Annotated in this window: 19 protein-coding genes; all 19 read right to left on the bottom strand. The window is 61.9% G+C overall.

Translation table 11 applies throughout. The features are described from left to right. Positions 1-26: 26 nt before the first annotated feature. The 19 genes from ATY75_RS31990 to ATY75_RS31900 all read right to left on the bottom strand — a co-directional run bounded on the left by ATY75_RS31990 (position 27) and on the right by ATY75_RS31900 (position 19,020). Positions 27-302, bottom strand: coding sequence for a DUF1467 family protein (locus ATY75_RS31990; protein WP_064838075.1), 276 nt, complete (start codon positions 300-302; stop codon positions 27-29). 143 nt (positions 303-445) lie between these two features. Continuing rightward, complete coding sequence (mce, locus tag ATY75_RS31985) at positions 446-850, bottom strand: methylmalonyl-CoA epimerase (protein ID WP_064838074.1); 405 nt, start codon at positions 848-850, stop codon at positions 446-448. A 2-nt stretch (positions 851-852) separates the two neighbouring features. Further along, a complete protein-coding gene (locus tag ATY75_RS31980; RefSeq protein ID WP_088940533.1) occupies positions 853-2,523 on the bottom strand; it encodes a ribonuclease J in 1,671 nt (556 codons plus the stop codon). A 17-nt stretch (positions 2,524-2,540) separates the two neighbouring features. After that, on the bottom strand, positions 2,541-3,305 hold the full coding sequence (locus ATY75_RS31975; protein WP_088940532.1) for a biotin--[acetyl-CoA-carboxylase] ligase: 765 nt from the start codon (positions 3,303-3,305) through the stop codon (positions 2,541-2,543). Further along, on the bottom strand, positions 3,305-4,750 hold the full coding sequence (gene nuoN / locus ATY75_RS31970; RefSeq protein ID WP_088940531.1) for an NADH-quinone oxidoreductase subunit NuoN: 1,446 nt from the start codon (positions 4,748-4,750) through the stop codon (positions 3,305-3,307). The genes ATY75_RS31975 and nuoN overlap by 1 nt, the downstream gene beginning before the upstream one ends. Before the next feature lie 18 nt (positions 4,751-4,768). After that, positions 4,769-6,280: an NADH-quinone oxidoreductase subunit M gene (locus tag ATY75_RS31965; RefSeq protein ID WP_088940530.1), complete on the bottom strand. Its 1,512-nt coding sequence runs from the start codon at positions 6,278-6,280 to the stop codon at positions 4,769-4,771. Next, positions 6,280-8,280: an NADH-quinone oxidoreductase subunit L gene (gene nuoL / locus ATY75_RS31960; protein ID WP_088940529.1), complete on the bottom strand. Its 2,001-nt coding sequence runs from the start codon at positions 8,278-8,280 to the stop codon at positions 6,280-6,282. The genes ATY75_RS31965 and nuoL overlap by 1 nt, the downstream gene beginning before the upstream one ends. Positions 8,281-8,287: 7 nt before the next feature. Beyond that, the gene (nuoK, locus tag ATY75_RS31955; protein WP_049734055.1) at positions 8,288-8,596 is read right to left on the bottom strand and encodes an NADH-quinone oxidoreductase subunit NuoK; all 309 of its coding nucleotides are present in this window, start codon (positions 8,594-8,596) and stop codon (positions 8,288-8,290) included. Positions 8,597-8,618: 22 nt separating this feature from the next. Next, complete coding sequence (locus tag ATY75_RS31950; protein WP_088940528.1) at positions 8,619-9,233, bottom strand: NADH-quinone oxidoreductase subunit J; 615 nt, start codon at positions 9,231-9,233, stop codon at positions 8,619-8,621. A gap of 140 nt (positions 9,234-9,373) precedes the next feature. Further along, positions 9,374-9,865, bottom strand: a complete 492-nt coding sequence (nuoI, locus tag ATY75_RS31945) for an NADH-quinone oxidoreductase subunit NuoI (RefSeq protein WP_003547385.1) — start codon at positions 9,863-9,865, stop codon at positions 9,374-9,376. Between the two features lie 40 nt (positions 9,866-9,905). Continuing rightward, positions 9,906-10,949 carry an NADH-quinone oxidoreductase subunit NuoH gene (gene nuoH, locus ATY75_RS31940; protein WP_003587271.1) on the bottom strand — a complete coding sequence of 348 codons (1,044 nt, stop codon included), beginning with the start codon at positions 10,947-10,949 and terminating at the stop codon, positions 9,906-9,908. Between the two features lie 12 nt (positions 10,950-10,961). Then, positions 10,962-13,043, bottom strand: coding sequence for an NADH-quinone oxidoreductase subunit NuoG (nuoG, locus tag ATY75_RS31935; protein WP_088940527.1), 2,082 nt, complete (start codon positions 13,041-13,043; stop codon positions 10,962-10,964). Between the two features lie 222 nt (positions 13,044-13,265). Beyond that, positions 13,266-13,970 (bottom strand): 5' DNA nuclease, encoded by a 705-nt coding sequence (locus ATY75_RS31930; RefSeq protein ID WP_088940526.1) that lies wholly within the window; start codon positions 13,968-13,970, stop codon positions 13,266-13,268. A 2-nt stretch (positions 13,971-13,972) separates the two neighbouring features. Next, a complete protein-coding gene (gene nuoF / locus ATY75_RS31925; RefSeq protein WP_003547378.1) occupies positions 13,973-15,277 on the bottom strand; it encodes an NADH-quinone oxidoreductase subunit NuoF in 1,305 nt (434 codons plus the stop codon). A 10-nt stretch (positions 15,278-15,287) separates the two neighbouring features. Then, positions 15,288-16,454 (bottom strand): NADH-quinone oxidoreductase subunit E, encoded by a 1,167-nt coding sequence (locus ATY75_RS31920; RefSeq protein WP_088940525.1) that lies wholly within the window; start codon positions 16,452-16,454, stop codon positions 15,288-15,290. A 16-nt stretch (positions 16,455-16,470) separates the two neighbouring features. Continuing rightward, entirely contained in the window at positions 16,471-16,743 is a 273-nt protein-coding gene (locus ATY75_RS31915) for a hypothetical protein (protein WP_064838065.1), read from the bottom strand. After that, positions 16,743-17,933, bottom strand: coding sequence for an NADH-quinone oxidoreductase subunit D (locus tag ATY75_RS31910; RefSeq protein WP_071090444.1), 1,191 nt, complete (start codon positions 17,931-17,933; stop codon positions 16,743-16,745). Before ATY75_RS31910 ends, ATY75_RS31915 begins: the two co-directional genes overlap by 1 nt. Positions 17,934-17,993: 60 nt before the next feature. Then, entirely contained in the window at positions 17,994-18,377 is a 384-nt protein-coding gene (locus ATY75_RS31905) for a four helix bundle protein (RefSeq protein WP_088940524.1), read from the bottom strand. 40 nt (positions 18,378-18,417) lie between these two features. Next, positions 18,418-19,020 (bottom strand): NADH-quinone oxidoreductase subunit C, encoded by a 603-nt coding sequence (locus ATY75_RS31900; RefSeq protein WP_088940523.1) that lies wholly within the window; start codon positions 19,018-19,020, stop codon positions 18,418-18,420. Positions 19,021-19,036: the final 16 nt, after the last annotated feature.

The raw sequence follows: 19,036 nt of genomic DNA, 5'->3' as shown, positions 1-19,036 counted from the left end.
CCCAAAGTTTGGGCAAAAGCTGATCTTTAATAGAAGCTCGGCCCGAGTTGTGGAAGAGCATCGAAGCCCCAGCCGAAATAGGTGTCGCAGACATACCAGGTGCCGTAGACCAGAGCCGAAATCAGTGTCGTCAGCGAAAAGGTGAAGACGGCGCGAAAGCGGCTCGGCGCGCTCGGAACGGTGCCGAGCACGACGTCATTGTCCTCGGCCTGGGTGCGCAGGCCGATCGGCAGGACGGCAAACAGGGTCATCCACCAGACGATGAAGTAGACGGCAAATCCCTGAAGAAATGTCTGGAGCATTTTGGTTCCCGGTGGTGCCGCGCCGACAGAACGGGCGACAGACGTTCATTCACTTTGAGTTAGGCGCCCTTATACGGCGGAATGGCGACCAACTCAAAGCGAATGAAACCCGTAGCCGCCTTGCGGGCATTCTGCCGCAGGCCTCACGCCTGTTCGAGTTCGATCAGCGTGCCGCAGAAATCCTTGGGGTGCAGAAACAGCACCGGCTTGCCATGCGCGCCGGTCTTCGGCCGGCCGTCGCCAAGCACCCTCGCCCCGGCTTCGACAAGCCGGTCACGGGCGAGGATGATATCGTCCACCTCGTAGCAGATGTGGTGCATGCCGCCGGACGGGTTCTTTTCGAGGAAGGCCGCGATCGGCGAAGCGTCCCCCAGCGGCTGCAGCAATTCGACCTTGGTGTTCGGCAATTCGACGAAGACCACGGTGACGCCGTGCTCCGGCAGAGCCTGCGGCTGCGATACGGCCGCACCCAGCGTGTCGCGATAGGCGGCCGTCGCCGCTGCCAGATCGGGAACGGCAATGGCGATATGGTTTACCCTGCCGAGCATGATCAGACCTTGGTGACGAAGGCGGTGACGACAGGCTTCTTGCCCCAGGCATGGTTGGCGGCGGCGCGGATGGCGCGGCGCACGGCTTCCTGCACCATGTCGATATCCTTGCGGCGGGCGCGCGGAATGCTTTCGATGGCGCTGATCGCCGCTTCGAAAAGCGTATCCTCCATCTCCTCACCCTCGTCGTCATAAACCGGCAGGCCGATCGACACGAGATCGGGGTCGCCGACGATGTCATAGCGGGCGTCGAGCACGACGCTGACGGCGACATGGCCGACATAGGAGAGCTTCTTGCGCTCGCCGATCCCCATCTCGTCGAAATCGCCGATCAGCGACCCGTCCTTGTAGATGCGGCCATGCGGCGCCTCGCCGATCACCTCGACCGGGCCCGGGGCCAGCCGCAGGATATCGCCGTTGCGCACGCGCGGCACGATCGCGATGCCGGATTGCTCGGCAAGTTCCTTGTGTGCCGTCAGATGCGTGGCCTCGCCATGCACCGGCACGACGATCTTCGGCCGCGTCCACTCGTACATCCGCTGCAACTCGTTGCGGCGGGGATGGCCGGAGACGTGAACCAGCGCCTCGGTATCGGTGATGATGTGCACGCCCTGCTCGACAAGGCCGTTCTTGATGTCCTGGATCGCCTTCTCGTTGCCGGGAATGGCGCGGGAGGAAAAGACGACGATATCGCCTGCCGCAAAGGCGACATTGCGCATCTCGTCGCGGGAGAGCTTGGCAAGCGCTGCCCGCGCCTCGCCCTGGCTGCCGGTCAGAATGACGACGACCTTGTCGCGCGGGATGTAGCCGTATTCCTCCTCGGAGATGAAGGGCTTCACGCCCTCCATCAAGCCGATATCCTGGGCGACGTCAACGACCCGCTTCAGCGAGCTGCCGAGCAGCAGCACTTCGCGGCCGGCCGCCTCGGCAGCCTCGGCGACGGTGCGGATGCGCCCGACATTCGACGAGAAGGTGGTGATCGCAACCCGGCCTTCGGCATCTTCGATGATCTTGCGCAGGCTTTCCGAGACATCCTTTTCGGAGGGCGAAACACCATCGCGCAGCGCGTTGGTGGAATCGCACATCAGCGCCAGCACGCCCTCGTCGCCAAGCTGGCGGAACCGCGTCTCATCAGTCAGGGGCCCGAGCGAGGGCTCGTGGTCGATCTTCCAGTCGCCGGTGTGGATGACGTTGCCTGCCGGCGTGCGGATCATCAGCGACATCGGCTCGGGGATCGAATGGTTGACGGCCACACCTTCGATGCTGAAGGGGCCGACATTGATCGTGTCGCCTGCCTTGAACGGCGTCACCGGCACTTCGCCGATCCTCGCCTTCTCGAAATTGCGCTTGGCTTCGAGCAGGCCTGATGTAAAGCCCGACGCATAGACCGGCACGTTCAGGCCCGGCCAGAGATCGGCGAGCGCGCCATAGTGATCTTCATGCGCATGGGTGATGATGATCGCCTTGAGGTTCTTGCGCTCACTGGCGAGGAAGCGGATATCGGGCAGCACGAGGTCGACGCCCGGCAGGTCGGGGCCGGGAAAGGTGACGCCGCAATCGACCATGATCCATTGGCGATGCTCGGGCGGGCCGTAGCCGTAAAGAGCGAGATTCATGCCGATCTCGCCAACGCCGCCCAGAGGCAGGAATACCAACTCGTCCTGTTTCGCCATAATTTTCGTTTTTTCCGCTATCCAAAAAACACATCACCGGCAGCAATGGGCATTATCCTGCCAGTGCCGGTATCGAGCATCAACAAGCCATTATCATCAATTCCGGCGAATTGTCCGGAAATCGATCGGTCCGGCAAATTCACCGTGATCTTTTCACCGATGCCGCAGGCGATCGCGCGCCAGCGGGCCGTGATCTCGGCGATGCCGCGGCCCTGGTCCCATTGATCGAGCACATCCGCCATCGAAGCGAAGAGATGCGCGAACAACTCCTCCGGCGACGCCGCGCTTGCGTGCTGACGCAGGCAAGTGACGGGATAGAGGGGGTTGTCCGGCATCACCGAGACATTGATGCCGATGCCGACGATCAGCGCGTAGCGGCCATCCGGCAGTCGCTCGCCTTCGACGAGGATGCCGCAGGTCTTCTTGCGGCCGATGAGAATATCGTTCGGCCATTTGACCTCGAGCGGCTCGGCGCCTGGCGGCAGCACCTGGCGGATCGCCTGGTGCACGGCAACGGCGACGGCCAGCGGCAGAGAGCTGAGGCGTTCCATCGGCGCCGGGTCGATCAGCAGAAGGGAGGCGTAGAGATTGCCGCGTTCGGAAACCCAGAGCCTGCCGCGGCGGCCGCGGCCGCCGGTCTGCCGTTCGGCCGTCACCCAGAGATTGCCGTCATCGCCCGCCCGCGCCCGGGCGAGGCATTCGCTGTTGGTGGATGATGTTTCCGACAGAGCCTCGTGCCTGAAATCGCCGAGCGATATCCGGCGCCGTCCGTCGGAAGCCATCAAAAGAGCGTCGCGGCGGCAAGCTCTGCCGCACCGCCGATCGGGCCGCCGATGAGGACATAGGCGGTGACGAAAAGACCGGAGAGACCGAAGACCAGACGCAACGAACCGGAGACGCGGGCGAATTCGCCGGTCGCCTCATCGAACCACATCAGCTTGATGACGCGCAGGTAATAATAGGCGCCGACGACCGAGGCGAGAACGCCGATGATCGCAAGCGCATAAAGCTTGGCTTCGATGGCGGCGACGAAGACGAAATACTTCGCGAAGAAGCCGGCGAGCGGCGGAATGCCGGCAAGCGAGAACATCAGCGCCGTCAGCACCACGGCCATGAACGGGTTGGTCGTGGAAAGGCCGGCGAGATCGTTGACCTCCTCGACTACGGTGCCATCCTTGCGGCGCATCGACATGATGATCGCAAAGGTGCCGAGGGTCATGACCATATAGATGACCATGTAGAGCATGACACCGGAAACACCGGTCTGATTGCCGGCGGCAAGGCCGACCAGCGCATAACCCATGTGGCCGATCGAGGAATAGGCCATCAGCCGCTTGATGTTCTTCTGGCCGATTGCGGCAAAGGCGCCGAGCAGCATCGAGGCGATCGAGATGAAGACGACGACCTGCTGCCAGTCGGCCAGAACCGGCTGGAAGGCGGTGATGACGATGCGGGTCATCATCGCCATGGCGGCAACCTTGGGGGCTGCGGCCAGGAAGGCGGTGACCGGCGTCGGCGCGCCTTCATAAACATCCGGCGTCCACATATGGAAGGGAACGGCGGAGATCTTGAAAGCGATGCCGGCGAGGATGAAGACCAGGCCGAAAATCAGGCCGAGCGACCGTGCGCCCTCGACCGAAAGCGCCTGGGCGATTTCGGAGAAGTGGGTGTGGCCGGTGAAGCCATAGACCAGCGACATGCCGTAGAGCAGCATGCCGGAGGAAAGCGCGCCGAGGACGAAATATTTCAGGCCGGCTTCGGTCGACTTCAGACTGTCGCGGTTGATCGCGGCGACGACATAAAGCGCCAGCGACTGCAGTTCCAGCGCCAGATAGAGCGAGATCAGGTCGTTGGCCGAGATCATCAGCAGGATGCCGAGGGTCGCAAGCACCAGCAGAACCGGGAACTCGAACTTGTCGAGCTGATTTTCCCTGGCATGGCCGATCGTCATGAACAGGGCGACCAGCGAACCGATGAGCGCCACCAGCTTCATGAAGCGGGAGAAGCCGTCGGCCATGTAGACGCCGCCATAGGCAAGGCCTTCCGCGGGCACGAAGAGCAGCCACAGGCCGGCGGCCAGCAGCAGGACGATGGCGAGGCCGGTGACGACGAGGCCCGAGCGCTCGCCCGAGAAGACGCCGACCATCAGCAGCACCAGGGCGCCGACCGCGAGGATGAGCTCCGGCGCGGAAAGATGCAGACTGAGGAGAATTGTTTCAGCGGTCATGTCCGATAAGTCCCGTCATCAATTCATAGACAGCGCAACATTCTGCGCTGCGTGCACGGCGGCCGTGTAGTTGTTGACCAGCAGATCCACCGAGGCAGCCGTCGCATCGAAGACCGGAGCCGGGTAAACGCCGAAGAGGATGGTCAGTGCGACCAGCGGGTAGAGGATCAACTGCTCCCGGGGAGACAGGTCGAGCAGCGCCTTCAGCTTTTCCTTCTCCAGCGCGCCGAAGATCACCCGGCGGTAAAGCCAGAGCGCATAGGCGGCCGAGAGGATGACGCCGGTGGCGGCAAAGAGCGCGACCCAGGTGTTGACCCGGAAGACGCCCATCAGCGTCAGGAATTCGCCGATGAAGCCCGATGTGCCGGGAAGCCCGACATTGGCCATGGTGAAGACCATCATCGCCACGGCATATTTCGGCATGTTGTTGACGAGGCCGCCATAGGCGTTGATCTCGCGGGTGTGGGTACGATCGTAGACGACGCCGACGCAGAGGAAGAGCGCGCCGGAGACGATGCCGTGCGACAGCATCTGGAAGATCGAGCCCTGAACACCCTGCATGTTGGCGGCGAAAATGCCCATGGTGACATAGCCCATGTGCGCCACCGAGGAATAGGCGATCAGTTTCTTGATATCGTCCTGCATCATCGCCACCAGCGAGGTGTAAATGATCGCGATGACCGACAGCGCGAAGACGAACGGCGCGAAATAATCGGATGCCACCGGGAACATGCCGAGCGAGAAGCGGATCAGACCGTAGCCGCCGAGTTTCAGCAGCACGCCGGCCAGAATCACCGAGCCTGCCGTCGGTGCCTGAACATGGGCATCGGGAAGCCAGGTATGAACCGGCCACATCGGCATCTTCACCGCAAAGGAGGCGAAGAAGGCAAGCCATAGCCAGGTCTGCAGCGCCGGCGGGAACTTATAGGCGAGCAGCGCGGTGATATCGGTCGTGCCGGCCTGCCAGTACATCGCCATGATGGCGAGAAGCATCAGCACCGAGCCGAGCAGCGTATAGAGGAAGAACTTGTAGCTCGCATAGACACGGTCCTTGCCGCCCCAGACGCCGATGATCAGGAACATCGGAATGAGGCCCGCCTCGAAGAAGACGTAGAACAGCACGATATCGAGCGAGACGAAGACGCCGACCATCATCGTTTCCAGGATGAGGAAAGCGATCATGTATTCCTTCAGGCGCTTCTCGATCGAGAGCCAGCTCGCCAGCACGCAGAAGGGCATGAGGAAGGTCGACAGAATGATGAACAGCATGGAGATGCCGTCCGTGCCGACATGATAGCCGATGCCGGTGCCGAGCCAGTCATGCTTTTCGACCATCTGGAAGCCCGGATTGGCATTGTCGAAGCCGATCCAGATGAAGAGCGAGACGACGAAGGTGAAGACGGTGGTGATCAGCGAGATTCCCAGCACGTTCTTGCGGCCGGCTTGGCTGTCGCCGTTCATCAGGAGCAGGAACACCACGCCGACGAGCGGCAGGAAGGTGACCGTTGAAAGAATAGGCCAATCGGTCATCAGAAGGAACTCCCGAGCATCATCCAGGTAACAAGCGCCGCAATGCCGATCAGCATGGCGAAGGCATAGTGATAGAGGTAACCGGTCTGCAGGCGGACGACGCGGTCGGTGACGGCGACGACGCGGGCGGCCACGCCGTTCGGGCCGTAGGTGTCGATGACGCCGACATCACCTTTCTTCCACAGGAAGCGGCCGAGCGCCTTGGCGGTGCGGACGAAGAGGAAGTCGTAAAGCTCGTCGAAATACCACTTGTTCAGCAGGAACTGGTAGAGAACGCGGTGCTGCCTGGCGAGGGTGCGCGGCGTCTGCGGCGCACGGATATACATGTACCAGGCGGTGACGAAGCCGAGCAGCATGGCGATGAAGGGGCTCAGGCCCACGAGCGCCGGCACGTGGTGGAACTCTTCGACGAGTTCGTTCTCGGCGCCGGTGAAGAGCGCGCCCTTCCAGAACTCGGCATATTCCTCGCCGTAGAACCGTCCTTCGAAGATCACGCCGGCAAGCACGGCGCCGACCGCCAGGAGATAGAGCGGCACCAGCATGACCTGCGGCGACTCGTGGACATGGTGCATGACCTCGTGCGAAGCGCGCGGCTTGCCGAAGAAGGTCATGAAGATCAGACGCCAGGAATAGAAGCTGGTAAACAGCGCCGCGATGACCAGCAGCGAGAAGGCAAAGCCTGCGACCGGCGAATGCGAAGCATAGGTCGCCTCGATGATCACGTCCTTGGAGAAGAAGCCGGCAAAGCCGATCGGCGTGAAGGGAATGCCGACGCCGGTGATCGCCAGCGTGCCGATGATCATCATCCAGAACGTCACCTTGATGTGCGGCCGCAGGCCACCCATGTAGCGCATGTCCTGCTCGCCATCGACGGCATGGATGACCGAGCCGGCGCAGAGGAAGAGCAGCGCCTTGAAGAAGGCATGCGTGAACAGGTGGAAGATCGCCGCGCCATAAGCCCCTACCCCGAGCGCCACGAACATGTAGCCGAGCTGCGAGCAGGTGGAATAGGCGATGACGCGCTTGATGTCGTTCTGCACGAGGCCGACGGTGGCCGCGAAGAAGGCGGTGATCGCACCGATCACGGTAACGACGGTCAGCGCATCGTGGGACAGTTCGAAGAGCGGCGACATGCGGGCGACAAGGAAGACGCCGGCGGTGACCATGGTGGCGGCATGGATGAGGGCCGAAACCGGGGTCGGGCCTTCCATGGCATCAGGCAGCCAGGTGTGCAGCAGGAACTGCGCCGACTTGCCCATGGCGCCCATGAAGAGCAGCAGGCAGATGCCGGTCAGCGCATGCGCCTTGTCGAGCTGCATGCCGAAGAGGTTGAGGATCACTTCACCAGCCTCGCCGCCGCCTTCATGCGGGGCGAAGTTCGAGGCATTGGCGAAGATCGTGTCGAAATTGATCGAGCCGAACAGCACAAAGACACCGGCAATACCGAGCACGAAGCCGAAGTCGCCGACGCGGTTGACGATGAAGGCCTTCATCGCCGCAGCCGTTGCCGAGGGCTTCTTGAACCAGAAGCCGATCAACAGATAGGAGGCGAGACCGACGCCTTCCCAGCCGAAGAACATCTGCGCCAGATTGTCGGCCGTCACCAGCATCAGCATGGCGAAGGTGAAGAGCGAGAGATAGGCGAAGAAGCGCGGACGGTGCGGATCGGTATGCATGTAACCGACCGAATAGATGTGAACCAGCGTCGAGACCGTGTTGACGACGATCAGCATGACGGAGGTGAGCGTATCCACGCGCAGCGACCAGGACACGTCGATGCCGCCGGACTGGATCCAGCGCAATACCTCGACCTTGATCGGGCCGCCTTCGCCGTGGCCCATGCCGACGGTGAAGAAGACGTACCAGGAGAGGATGGCGGCGATGATCATCAGGCCGCTGGTGACATATTCCGAAGCCTTGGCACCGATGGCGCGGCCGAACAGGCCGGCAACGATCGCACCGATCAAGGGAAGAAAGACGATAGCCTTATAGAGGAACATGAGCCACTCAGCCCTTCATCATATTGACGTCTTCGACCGCGATCGAGCCGCGGTTGCGGTAGAAGACAACGAGAATTGCAAGACCGATCGCCGCTTCGGCAGCCGCCACCGTCAGGATGAACAGCGCGAAGACCTGTCCGACGATGTCGTTCAGGAAGGAGGAGAAGGCGACCATGTTGATGTTGACGGAAAGGAGGATCAGCTCGACCGACATCAGGATGACGATGACGTTCTTCCGGTTCAGGAAGATGCCGAAGACGCCGAGCGTGAAGAGGATGGCGCTGACCGTCAGGTAGTGGGAAAGTCCGATGACCATGTTCTTTGTTCCTTGACCTGCCTTAGACGCCCTGCCCGGGCTTGACCGACACCACCTCGACGGCGGTGGCGGGCGTGCGGGCAACCTGCCGCGGGATATTCTGGCGCTTGATGTTGGTGCGGTGCCTCAGCGTCAGGACGATGGCGCCGATCATCGCGACCAGCAGGATCAGACCGGCGATCTCGAAGAAATAGACGTAGTTGGTGTAGAGCACCTCGCCGAGAGCGGCGGTGTTGGTGCGCTCGCTGAGCGCCGGGATCGGCATGGCGACGGATTTGGCGATCTCGGGCGAGATGACGCTGCCGCCGATGACGACGATCAGCTCGGCTGCGAGAATGATCCCGATCAGCCCGCCGATCGGCGCATATTCGAGAACCCCTGCCCTGAGCTCGGTGAAGTCGATATCGAGCATCATCACCACGAAGAGGAAGAGCACGGCAACGGCGCCGACATAGACCACCAGCAGGATCATCGCCAGGAATTCGGCACCGAGCAGCAGGAAGAGGCCGGCCGCGTTGAAGAACACCAGGATCAGGAACAGAACCGAGTGAACCGGGTTCTTCGCCCAGATGACCATGAACGCCGACGCCACCGCGACAAAGGCGAAAAGATAGAAAAATAGAGCCTGCAGACCCATGTTGGTGCCTTTTTCATCTTCCCCCGGGCAGCCGGGAGTTTTTCTGCCCGATAGAGCTTGCGCGGCTGACCGGCAAAGCTCCTGTGCATATTGACCGCGACAGGAACAGCAGAGCTCCATCGCGGCATTTCAAAACCCAATCAGCGGTACGGCGAATCGATCGCGATGTTGCGGGCGATTTCGCGCTCCCACCGGTCGCCGTTATCGAGAAGGCGCGCCTTGTCGAAATAGAGCTCTTCGCGGGTTTCCGTCGCAAATTCGAAATTCGGGCCTTCGACGATCGCGTCGACCGGGCAGGCTTCCTGGCAGAAGCCGCAATAGATGCACTTCACCATGTCGATGTCGTAGCGCACCGTGCGGCGGGTGCCGTCGTTGCGACGCGGACCGGCCTCGATGGTGATGGCCTGGGCAGGACAGATCGCCTCGCAAAGTTTGCAGGCGATGCAGCGTTCCTCACCGTTCGGATAACGGCGCAGCGCATGCTCACCGCGGAAACGCGGGGAAACCGGGCCCTTTTCGAAGGGGTAGTTGATCGTCGCCTTCTGGCGGAAAAAATAGCGCATCGACAGAAAGAACGCGCCGACGAATTCCTTGAGAAACAGCGAGCTGATGGAGCCGGACAAGCTTGCCATCTTCAACCTCCAATTTTGCCGGAAACGAGAGAGGGCGTCATCAAGCCCATCCCATCAGCTTCAGCACGAATGCAACGATAATGACCATGGCGAGCGACAGCGGCAGGAAGACCTTCCAGCCGAGGCGCATGAGCTGGTCGTAGCGGTAGCGCGGGACGAAAGCCTTGACCATCGCGAACATGAAGAACACGAAGCAGGCCTTCAGCATGAACCAGATGATGCCGGGAACCCAGTTGAGGATCCAGATGTCGACCGGAGGCAGCCAGCCGCCCAAAAAGAGGATCGTCGTCAGCGAGCACATCAGGCAGACGGCCGCATATTCGCCGAGCATGAACATCATGTATGGCGAGGAGCCGTATTCGACCATGAAGCCGGCAACCAGTTCCGATTCGGCTTCCGGAAGGTCGAAGGGCGGGCGGTTCGTTTCGGCCAGCGCCGAAATGAAGAAGATGATGAACATCGGGAAGAGCGACAGCCAGTGCCAGTCGAGGAACGACGCCGGCAGGCCGAGCATGGTGCCGAGGCCGGTATGCTGCGCATTGACGATATCGGTCAGGTTCAGCGAGCCGACGCAGAGAAGCACGGTGACGATGACGAAGCCGATCGAGACTTCATAGGACACCATCTGCGCGGCCGAGCGCAGCGCGCCGAGGAAGGGATACTTCGAGTTCGAAGCCCAGCCGCCCATGATGATGCCGTAAACCTCGAGCGAGGAAATGGCGAAAATGTAGAGGATGCCGACATTGATGTTGGCGATCACCCATCCGTCGGCGAGCGGCACCACCGCCCAGGTGGACAGCGCCAGAAGCACCGTCACCAGCGGGGCCAGCAGGAACACCGCCTTGTTGGCGCCGGCCGGAATGATCGGCTCCTTGAAGACGAACTTCAGAAGGTCGGCGAAGGACTGGAACAGGCCGAAGGGGCCGACGACGTTCGGGCCGCGGCGCAACTGCACGGCCGCCCAGATCTTGCGGTCGGCGAGCAGCACATAGGCGATGAAGACGAGCAGGCAAACCAGAAGCAGCAGCGACTGACCGATCATGATGATCGCCGGCAAGACATAGGTCGAAAAGAAAGAATCCATAGTCCCCTGCCCTTACTCTGCCGCGACTTTGAAGTTGTTGCGGGCCAATGCCGAGCACTCCGCCATCACTGCCGAGGCCCGCGCTATCGGGTTCGTCAAATAGAAGTCTTTCACCGGCGACGCAAACCCTGACTTGTTCATCTTGCCGGCTTTTTTCGCAACTGCGGCAATTTGGGCGCTATCGGTTTCGGCGATCTCGTCGATGGCGGCGAAATGCGGGAAAGCGGCATAGAGCGCGATGCGCAACTCGCTGAGCGAATCGAAGGGAAGCTTCTTGCCGAGCACGTCTGAAAGGGCGCGGATGATCGCCCAGTCTTCGCGGGCGTCACCCGGCGCAAAGCCTGCGCGATTGCCCATCTGGACGCGGCCTTCGGTGTTGACCCAGGTGCCGGACTTTTCGGTATAGGCCGCGGCCGGCAGGATGACGTCGGCATGATGGGCGCCGTTATCGCCATGCGAGCCGATATAGACGGTGAGCTTGGCCTTCTTGGCGGTGAAAGCGAGTTCGTCGGCGCCGAGCAGGAAGAGCACATCCATCGCCGTCAGCATTTCGGCGGCGTTGACGCCCTTGGCACCCGGCACGAAGCCGAGGTCGAGGCCGCCGACGCGCGATGCGGCGGTATGGAGAACGGCAAAGCCGTTCCAGCCTTCGACGACCGCGCCGACAGAACCGGCAAGCTTGGCGGCACTGGCGAGAACGCCGGCGCCGTCGGTGCGCGACAGCGCGCCCTGGCCGATGATGATCATCGGCTTGGCGGCGTTCTTCAGAACGTCGGCGAAGGCGTGGGTGCCGTCGACCAGATCCTTCAGCGTGTCGGGACCGCCGCCGAGATAGTCATAGCTGTAGCGCAGTTCGCCCGGCTCGCCGATCACGCCGATCGGGAACTTGCCGCGGCGCCAGCGCTTGCGGATGCGGGCATTGAGGATCGCCGCCTCGAAGCGCGGGTTGGCGCCGATGATCAGCAGCGCGTCGGCCTGATCGATGCCCGAGATGGTCGGGTTGAAGAGGTAGCTTGCACGGCCGAGCGACGGATCGAGCGCCGCCCCATCCTGGCGACAGTCGAGGTTCTCGGAACCCAGCGACTTCACCAGTTCGGAAAGCGCATACATTTCCTCGACGGAGGCAAGGTCGCCTGCGATCGCGCCGATCTTGTCGCCCGAAGTGGCGCCGACAGCGGCCTTGATGGCGCCGAAAGCCTCGGCCCAGGTGGCGGGCTGCAGGCGGCCGTCGCGGCGGACGTAAGGCCGGTCGAGGCGCTGGGTCTTCAAGCCGTCCCAGATGAAGCGGCTCTTGTCGGAGATCCACTCCTCGTTGATCGCCTCGTTGACGCGCGGCAGGACGCGCATGACTTCACGACCGCGGGTATCGACGCGGATCGCCGAACCGACGGCATCCATGACGTCGATCGATTCGGTCTTGTTCAATTCCCACGGGCGCGCGGTGAAGGCGAAGGGCTTGGAGGTCAGCGCACCCACAGGGCAAAGGTCAACGACATTGCCCTGCAGCTCGGAGGTCATTGCCTGTTCGAGATAGGTGGTGATCTCGGCATCCTCGCCGCGGCCGATCAGGCCGAGTTCGGAAATGCCGGCGACCTCGGTGGTGAAGCGGACGCAGCGCGTGCAGTGGATGCAGCGGTTCATCACCGTCTTGACCAGCGGGCCGATATACTTGTCCTCGACTGCGCGCTTGTCTTCCTGGTAGCGCGAGGTGTCGATGCCAAAGGCCATCGCCTGGTCCTGCAGGTCGCATTCGCCGCCCTGGTCGCAGATCGGGCAATCGAGCGGATGGTTGATCAGCAGGAATTCCATCACGCCTTCGCGGGCCTTCTTGACCATCGGCGTGTTGGTGAAGACTTCGGGCAGTTCGCCGTTCGGGCCGCCGCGGATATCGCGCACGCTCATGGCGCAGGAAGCCTGCGGCTTCGGCGGGCCGCCCTTCACCTCGACAAGGCACATGCGGCAATTGCCGGCAACCGACAGGCGCTCATGAAAGCAGAAGCGCGGAACCTCGGCACCGGCATCCTCGCACGCCTGCAACAGCGTGAAATGATCCGGAACTTCGATCTCGTTGCCGTCAATCTTCAGTTTTGCCATCGTCGCTCAGTCCTGTTTCCCGTTTGCCTGATGACGGCAAACAAACCTATTTTTGCAACAGTCTCATTGCCAAGCCGGATCTTTCATCCTGCCGACATCTGATGCCGCCCAAATTCTCTATCGCGTGTTCCAGGTCCGGAACCCGCACCGGCTTCTGCAGCGTGAGGCCCCCGCCCGTCCGCCGATCTGCCCATTTTCCGGCCGATTGCACGGCCGGACAGTTCATTTCTTTCGGCGCGCCCGCCCGGCCAGAACTTTCGCCTGACCGGTCCAGTCGTCGCGGCCGATGCGGCCGTTGAAGCCAAGCTCGGCGTCGAGCCGGGCAATGTCCTCGGCGCTCCAGCCGGCAATCTCGGCGAAGCGGCGAATGCCCTTGGCGTTCAGCACCTGCTCCAGCTTCGGGCCGATGCCGGCGATCAGCTTCAGATCGTCGGCCTTCGCAGCCCGCGCTGCCGGTTTTGCTTTGACGGCGGGCTTCGGCTGGCTTGCCGGTACTGGTGCGCTGACCAGTGTTACAACGGTCAGTTTCGGCCTTGCCTTCGTCTCGACGTCAGGCTTGGCCTCCGCCGCCGGCTTTTTCGCGGTCGCCGGTTTGGCGACAATCTTGACGGCAGGACGAATATTCTCCGGCCGGATCTCGACGTCGCGCGTCAGCGCATCCGGCGGCGTGTCATCGAGGGCGGCAGCGACCTTGCCGGTCGTTTCCAGCGCGCTCTGGAAGGCGCCGAAGAAGGCGCCCGCCATCTGCGTCGAGAAACCGAAGCCGATCGCCGTTGCGGCGGCAAAGGCTGCGGCCGGATGCGCCATCAGCGGATGCACCGGCATCGCCCGTGCATTTTCCAGCATCTCGGCGGCAAGACGGCCGAAGCCGGCCGCGAAATCGGCGGCGTCTTCCTTCTGTCCACTCTTCGATGCCTTGTCCGCCATGATTATTCAGCCGCCTCCAGAACCGCGCCGTGATCGAGCGCGCTTGCCGTATACTGGTCGATGCGCTTTTCGATCTCGGGACGGAAGTTACGGATCAGACCCTGCACCGGCCACGCGGCGGCGTCGCCGAGCGCGCAGATGGTGTGGCCTTCGATCTGCTTGGTCACCTGGAACAGCATGTCGATTTCGCGCTTCTGGGCATTGCCCTTGGCCATGCGCTCCATCACCCGCCACATCCAGCCGGTGCCTTCGCGGCAGGGCGTGCACTGGCCGCAGCTCTCATGCTTGAAGAAGGCGGAGATGCGGGCGATCGCCTTGATGACGTCGGTGGACTTGTCCATGACGATCGCAGCCGCGGTGCCGAAGGAGGAACCGACGCCGCGCAGGCCGTCGAAATCCATCGGGCAGTCGATGATGTCCTTGGCCGGAACGATCGGGCAGGATGCGCCGCCCGGAATGACGGCGAGCAGGTTGTCCCAGCCGCCGCGGATGCCGCCGGCATGGCGGTCGACCAGTTCGCGGAAGGTGATGCCCATTTCTTCTTCGACCGTGCACGGCTTGTTGACGTGGCCGGAGAGCATGAACAGCTTGGTGCCGACATTGTTCGGCCGGCCGATGGCCGAGAACCAGCCGGCGCCGCGGCGCAGGATGGTCGGCGCGACCGCGATCGATTCGACGTTATTAACCGTCGTCGGGCAGCCGTAGAGACCCATATTGGCCGGGAACGGCGGCTTCAGGCGCGGCTGACCCTTCTTGCCTTCGAGGCTCTCGAGCAGCGCGGTTTCTTCGCCGCAAATATAGGCGCCGGCGCCGTGATGGACGAAGATGTCCATGTCCCAGCCGAGCTTGTTGTTCTTGCCGAGCAGGCCGTAATCATAACATTCGTCGATCGCTGCCTGCAGCGCTTCGCGCTCGCGGATATATTCGCCGCGCACATAGATATAGGCGGCATTGGCGCCCATGGCGAAGCTCGCGATAACGCAGCCTTCGATCAGCGTATGCGGATCGTGGCGCATGATGTCGCGGTCCTTGCAGGTGCCGGGCTCCGATTCGTCGGCATTGACGACGAGATAATGCGGGCGGCCGTCGCTTTCCTTCGGCATGAAGGACCATTTGAGGCCGGTGGGGAAGCCGGCGCCGCCGCGGCCGCGAAGGCCTGACGCCTTCATCTCGTTGATGATCCAGTCGCGGCCCTTTTCGAGGATCTGCTTGGTGCCGTCCCAGTGGCCGCGGCTCATCGCGCCCTTCAGGGACTTGTCCTTGAGGCCGTAGATGTTGGTAAAGATGCGGTCTTTATCTTGTAACATGCTTCACCTCTTACCGCGGCTTCTTGCCGAAGACCTTGATATATTCCGCTTCGCCGCCCTTGGCGAGCGCCTTGGCCTGCTTGACCCAGTCGTCGCGCTCGATGCGGCCGCGGAAATTCAGGTAGCCGTCGACCCATTCGCGTTCGGCCTTCTTCCAGCCCGCGACCTGCGAGAAGGTGAAGATGCCGATTTCGTTCAACGTCGCCTCGATCTTCGGGCCGACGCCCGAGATCATCTTCAGATCATCCGGTGCGGCGGGCTTTTCGATGCCGGCCGGACGGTTCTTGTCGCTGAGCGCAGGCTTTGCCGCCGGGGCGGCTTCGGCCTTGCCGGCGGGTGCCGGCGCCGGCTCGGCGGCCGCGGTGCCGGATACCGGCTGCTGTTCGGCAGCCTTGGCATTCTTTGCCGCGGCCTTCGGCGCCGTAGCCGGCGTCTTCAGCGCCGCGTTGGTCTCGGCATCGGTGCTCTTCGGGTGGGCAGCCTCGGAGGGCGGAACCGGAGCGGCGTCGACCGGAGCCGAAATGGTTTCGGCATCGGCTTTTTTGGCGCGCGTCCTTGCCTTCGGCTCTTCCGTCGTCAGCGAGGTCGGGCCGCCTTCGGGTGCTGAGAAAATCCGGTCGATCTGGGTACCGGGCTTGATGCTCGCGCCATTGCCGGCGGCGAAGGTATCGATGATCTCTTCGAGACGGGCCGGCGTCAGGTCCTCATAGGTGTCCTTGCCGATCATCACCATCGGGGCGTTGACGCAGGCGCCAAGACATTCGACCTCTTCCCAGGACAGCGTTCCCTCCGCATTGCGCTCGAAAGCATGAGCATGGATCTTGCTCTTGCAGACCGACATCAGCGCTTCCGAGCCGCGCAGCATGCAGGGCGTGGTGCCGCAAACCTGCACATGGGCGCGGGTGCCGACGGGATGCAGCTGGAACTGGGTATAGAAGGTCGCGACCTCGAGCACCCGTATATAGGCCATGTCGAGCATGTCGGCGATTTTTTCGATCGCCGCGCGCGTGACCCAGCCATGCTGCTCCTGCGCCCGCATCAACAGCGGAATGACCGCCGATTGCTGGCGGCCGGCAGGGTATTTCTGGATCGTCTTGTCCGCCCAGACCGCATTTTCGTCGCTGAAAGCGAATGCGGCAGGCTGAAATTGATCTTCGGCTAATCGACGAACGGACATTCTTCCTCACGCCTTGTCAGTTTAGGGTTCCACACCGCGAAGCGGTCAAAGACTGCATTTCGCAGGCATAGGCCGACTGGTCTTTCTGCATAAATACGACGAATTTGCTGCCATTCGGAATGGCGGCCTTGATCTGATAGCCCTTGGACAAAAGCTCGCCCATGGACGTTTTCGCCGCCGGCGGCGTCACTTCCTTATGACCCAGCGGCGTGCCGAGCGTGTCGGTCTCCTGGGCCGAAACCCCGGATGCCGCAAGAAGGAGTGCGACGGCAAGCGGCAGAGGCTGCATCAGCGGTCCACCTCGCCGAAGACGATGTCGAGCGAGCCGAGCACGGCTGCGACGTCGGCAAGCTGGTGGCCGCGGCACATGAAATCCATCGCCTGCAGATGCGCATAACCGGGCGCGCGGATCTTGCAGCGATACGGCTTGTTGGAGCCGTCGGAGACCAGATAGACGCCGAACTCGCCCTTCGGTGCTTCGACGGCGGCGTAAACCTCGCCGGCCGGAACGTGGTAGCCTTCGGTATAGAGCTTGAAGTGGTGGATCAGCGCTTCCATCGAGCGCTTCATCTCGCCGCGCTTCGGCGGCACGACCTTGCCGTCGATCGACGAGAAGGGACCGGTCTTGGCATCCGACAGCAGCCGGTTGACGCATTGCTTCATGATGCGGACCGATTCGCGCATCTCGATCATGCGGATCAGGTAGCGGTCGTAATTGTCGCCGTTCTTGCCAATCGGAATGTCGAATTCGAGATCGGAATAACATTCGTAAGGCTGGGAGCGGCGCAGATCCCAGGCAGCGCCCGAACCGCGCACCATGACGCCGGAGAAGCCCCAGGCCCAGCAATCCTCCAGCGAGACGACGCCGATATCGACGTTGCGCTGCTTGAAGATGCGGTTACCGGTCAACAGATTGTCGATGTCGTCGAGCGCCTTCAGGAACGGATCGCACCAGTCGCCGATATCCTGGACGAGCTGTTCCGGCAGGTCCTGATGGACGCCGCCGGGACGCACGTAAGCGGCGTGCATGCGCGAACCACTGGCGCGCTCATAGAACACCATCAGCTTTTCGCGCTCTTCGAAGCCCCAGAGCGGCGGCGTCAGCGCGCCGACGTCCATCGCCTGCGTCGTGACGTTCAGGAGATGCGAGAGGATACGGCCGATTTCCGAGTAGAGAACGCGGATCAGCTGACCGCGAATCGGGATGTCGATGCCGAGCAGCTTTTCCACCGCCAGTGCATAGGCATGCTCCTGGTTCATCGGCGCGACGTAATCGAGGCGATCGAAATAGGGCACGGCCTGAAGATAGGTCTTGGTCTCGATCAGCTTCTCGGTGCCGCGGTGTAAGAGGCCGATATGCGGATCAACCCGCTCCACAATTTCGCCGTCAAGCTCCAGGACAAGACGAAGAACGCCATGCGCCGCCGGATGCTGCGGTCCGAAATTGATGTTGAAGTTGCGGACGTTATGTTCGGTCATGGCGATCAACTCGCTTAGAGTGAGTAGTGAGTAGTGAGTAGTGGTTAGTTTTTCCGCTCACTATTCGTCAGCTTTCCTATGCTGAACGCTTCGGATAAGCGATCCCAGCATCTTTCCAATTTCGTCGCATCGGTCGAGCATTTCGTCCAAGGCCGAGGCTTGAAGAAAGCCAATTCGTCCGGCGATGATCAAATGCGTCTCCAACTCTTTCAACGAGCCCTGAGCGATCTTGAGAAATTGGGCGAACGAACCTCGATTTTCTCGTCCATATCCCTCCGCGATGTTCGCGGCCACGGAAGTGGAAGATCGTCTAATCTGGCTCGTCATTCCATAGATCTCTTCCCGCGGGAAGGTTCTCGTCACCTCATAACAAACAACAGACAACTCGATAGCAAATTGCCAGACCTTCAAATCACGATAGGAACTGATTTTCCCGTTCGCCACCCAAATATCTGCCCACTGCTCACTACCGACTAATCACTACTCACTGTTTCGCTTTTTCATCCCCCGGCAACACATACTCCGTCCCCTCCCAGGGCGACATGAAGTCGAAGTTGCGGAACTCCTGTTTGAGTTCGACCGGCTCGTAGACGACGCGTTTTGCGGCGTCGTCGTAGCGGACTTCGACGAAACCTGTCGTCGGGAAGTCCTTGCGCAGCGGGTGGCCTTCGAAGCCGTAGTCGGTCAGGATGCGGCGCAGGTCCGGATGGCCGGTGAAAAGCACGCCGTACATGTCCCAGGTTTCGCGCTCGAACCAGTCGGCGCCGGGATGGACGGCGCAGGCCGAGGGAACCGGCGTATCTTCGTCGGTTGCGACCTTGACGCGGACGCGCACATTCTGCTTCGGCGACAACAGGTGATAGACGACGTCGAAACGCAGCTCGCGCTGCGGCCAGTCGACGCCGCAAATATCGATCAGGTTGACGAAACCGCATTTGGCGTCGTCACGCAGGAAGGTCAGAAGCGCGATCAGGTTTTCACCCGTCGTCGTCAGCGTCAACTCGCCATACTTCATCTGCGATGCGGCGATCAGATTGCCGCGCGCTTCGTCAAGGTAAGACGCAAGCTCAGTCAGGGCTTCACTCATATGCCTTGTCCTTAAC

This window comes from Rhizobium sp. N122, from assembly GCF_002211295.1.
In the GTDB taxonomy this organism is placed as follows: domain Bacteria; phylum Pseudomonadota; class Alphaproteobacteria; order Rhizobiales; family Rhizobiaceae; genus Rhizobium.
Note: the sequence above shows the minus strand (reverse complement) of the source record. Positions and strands in the feature narration are given on the sequence as shown.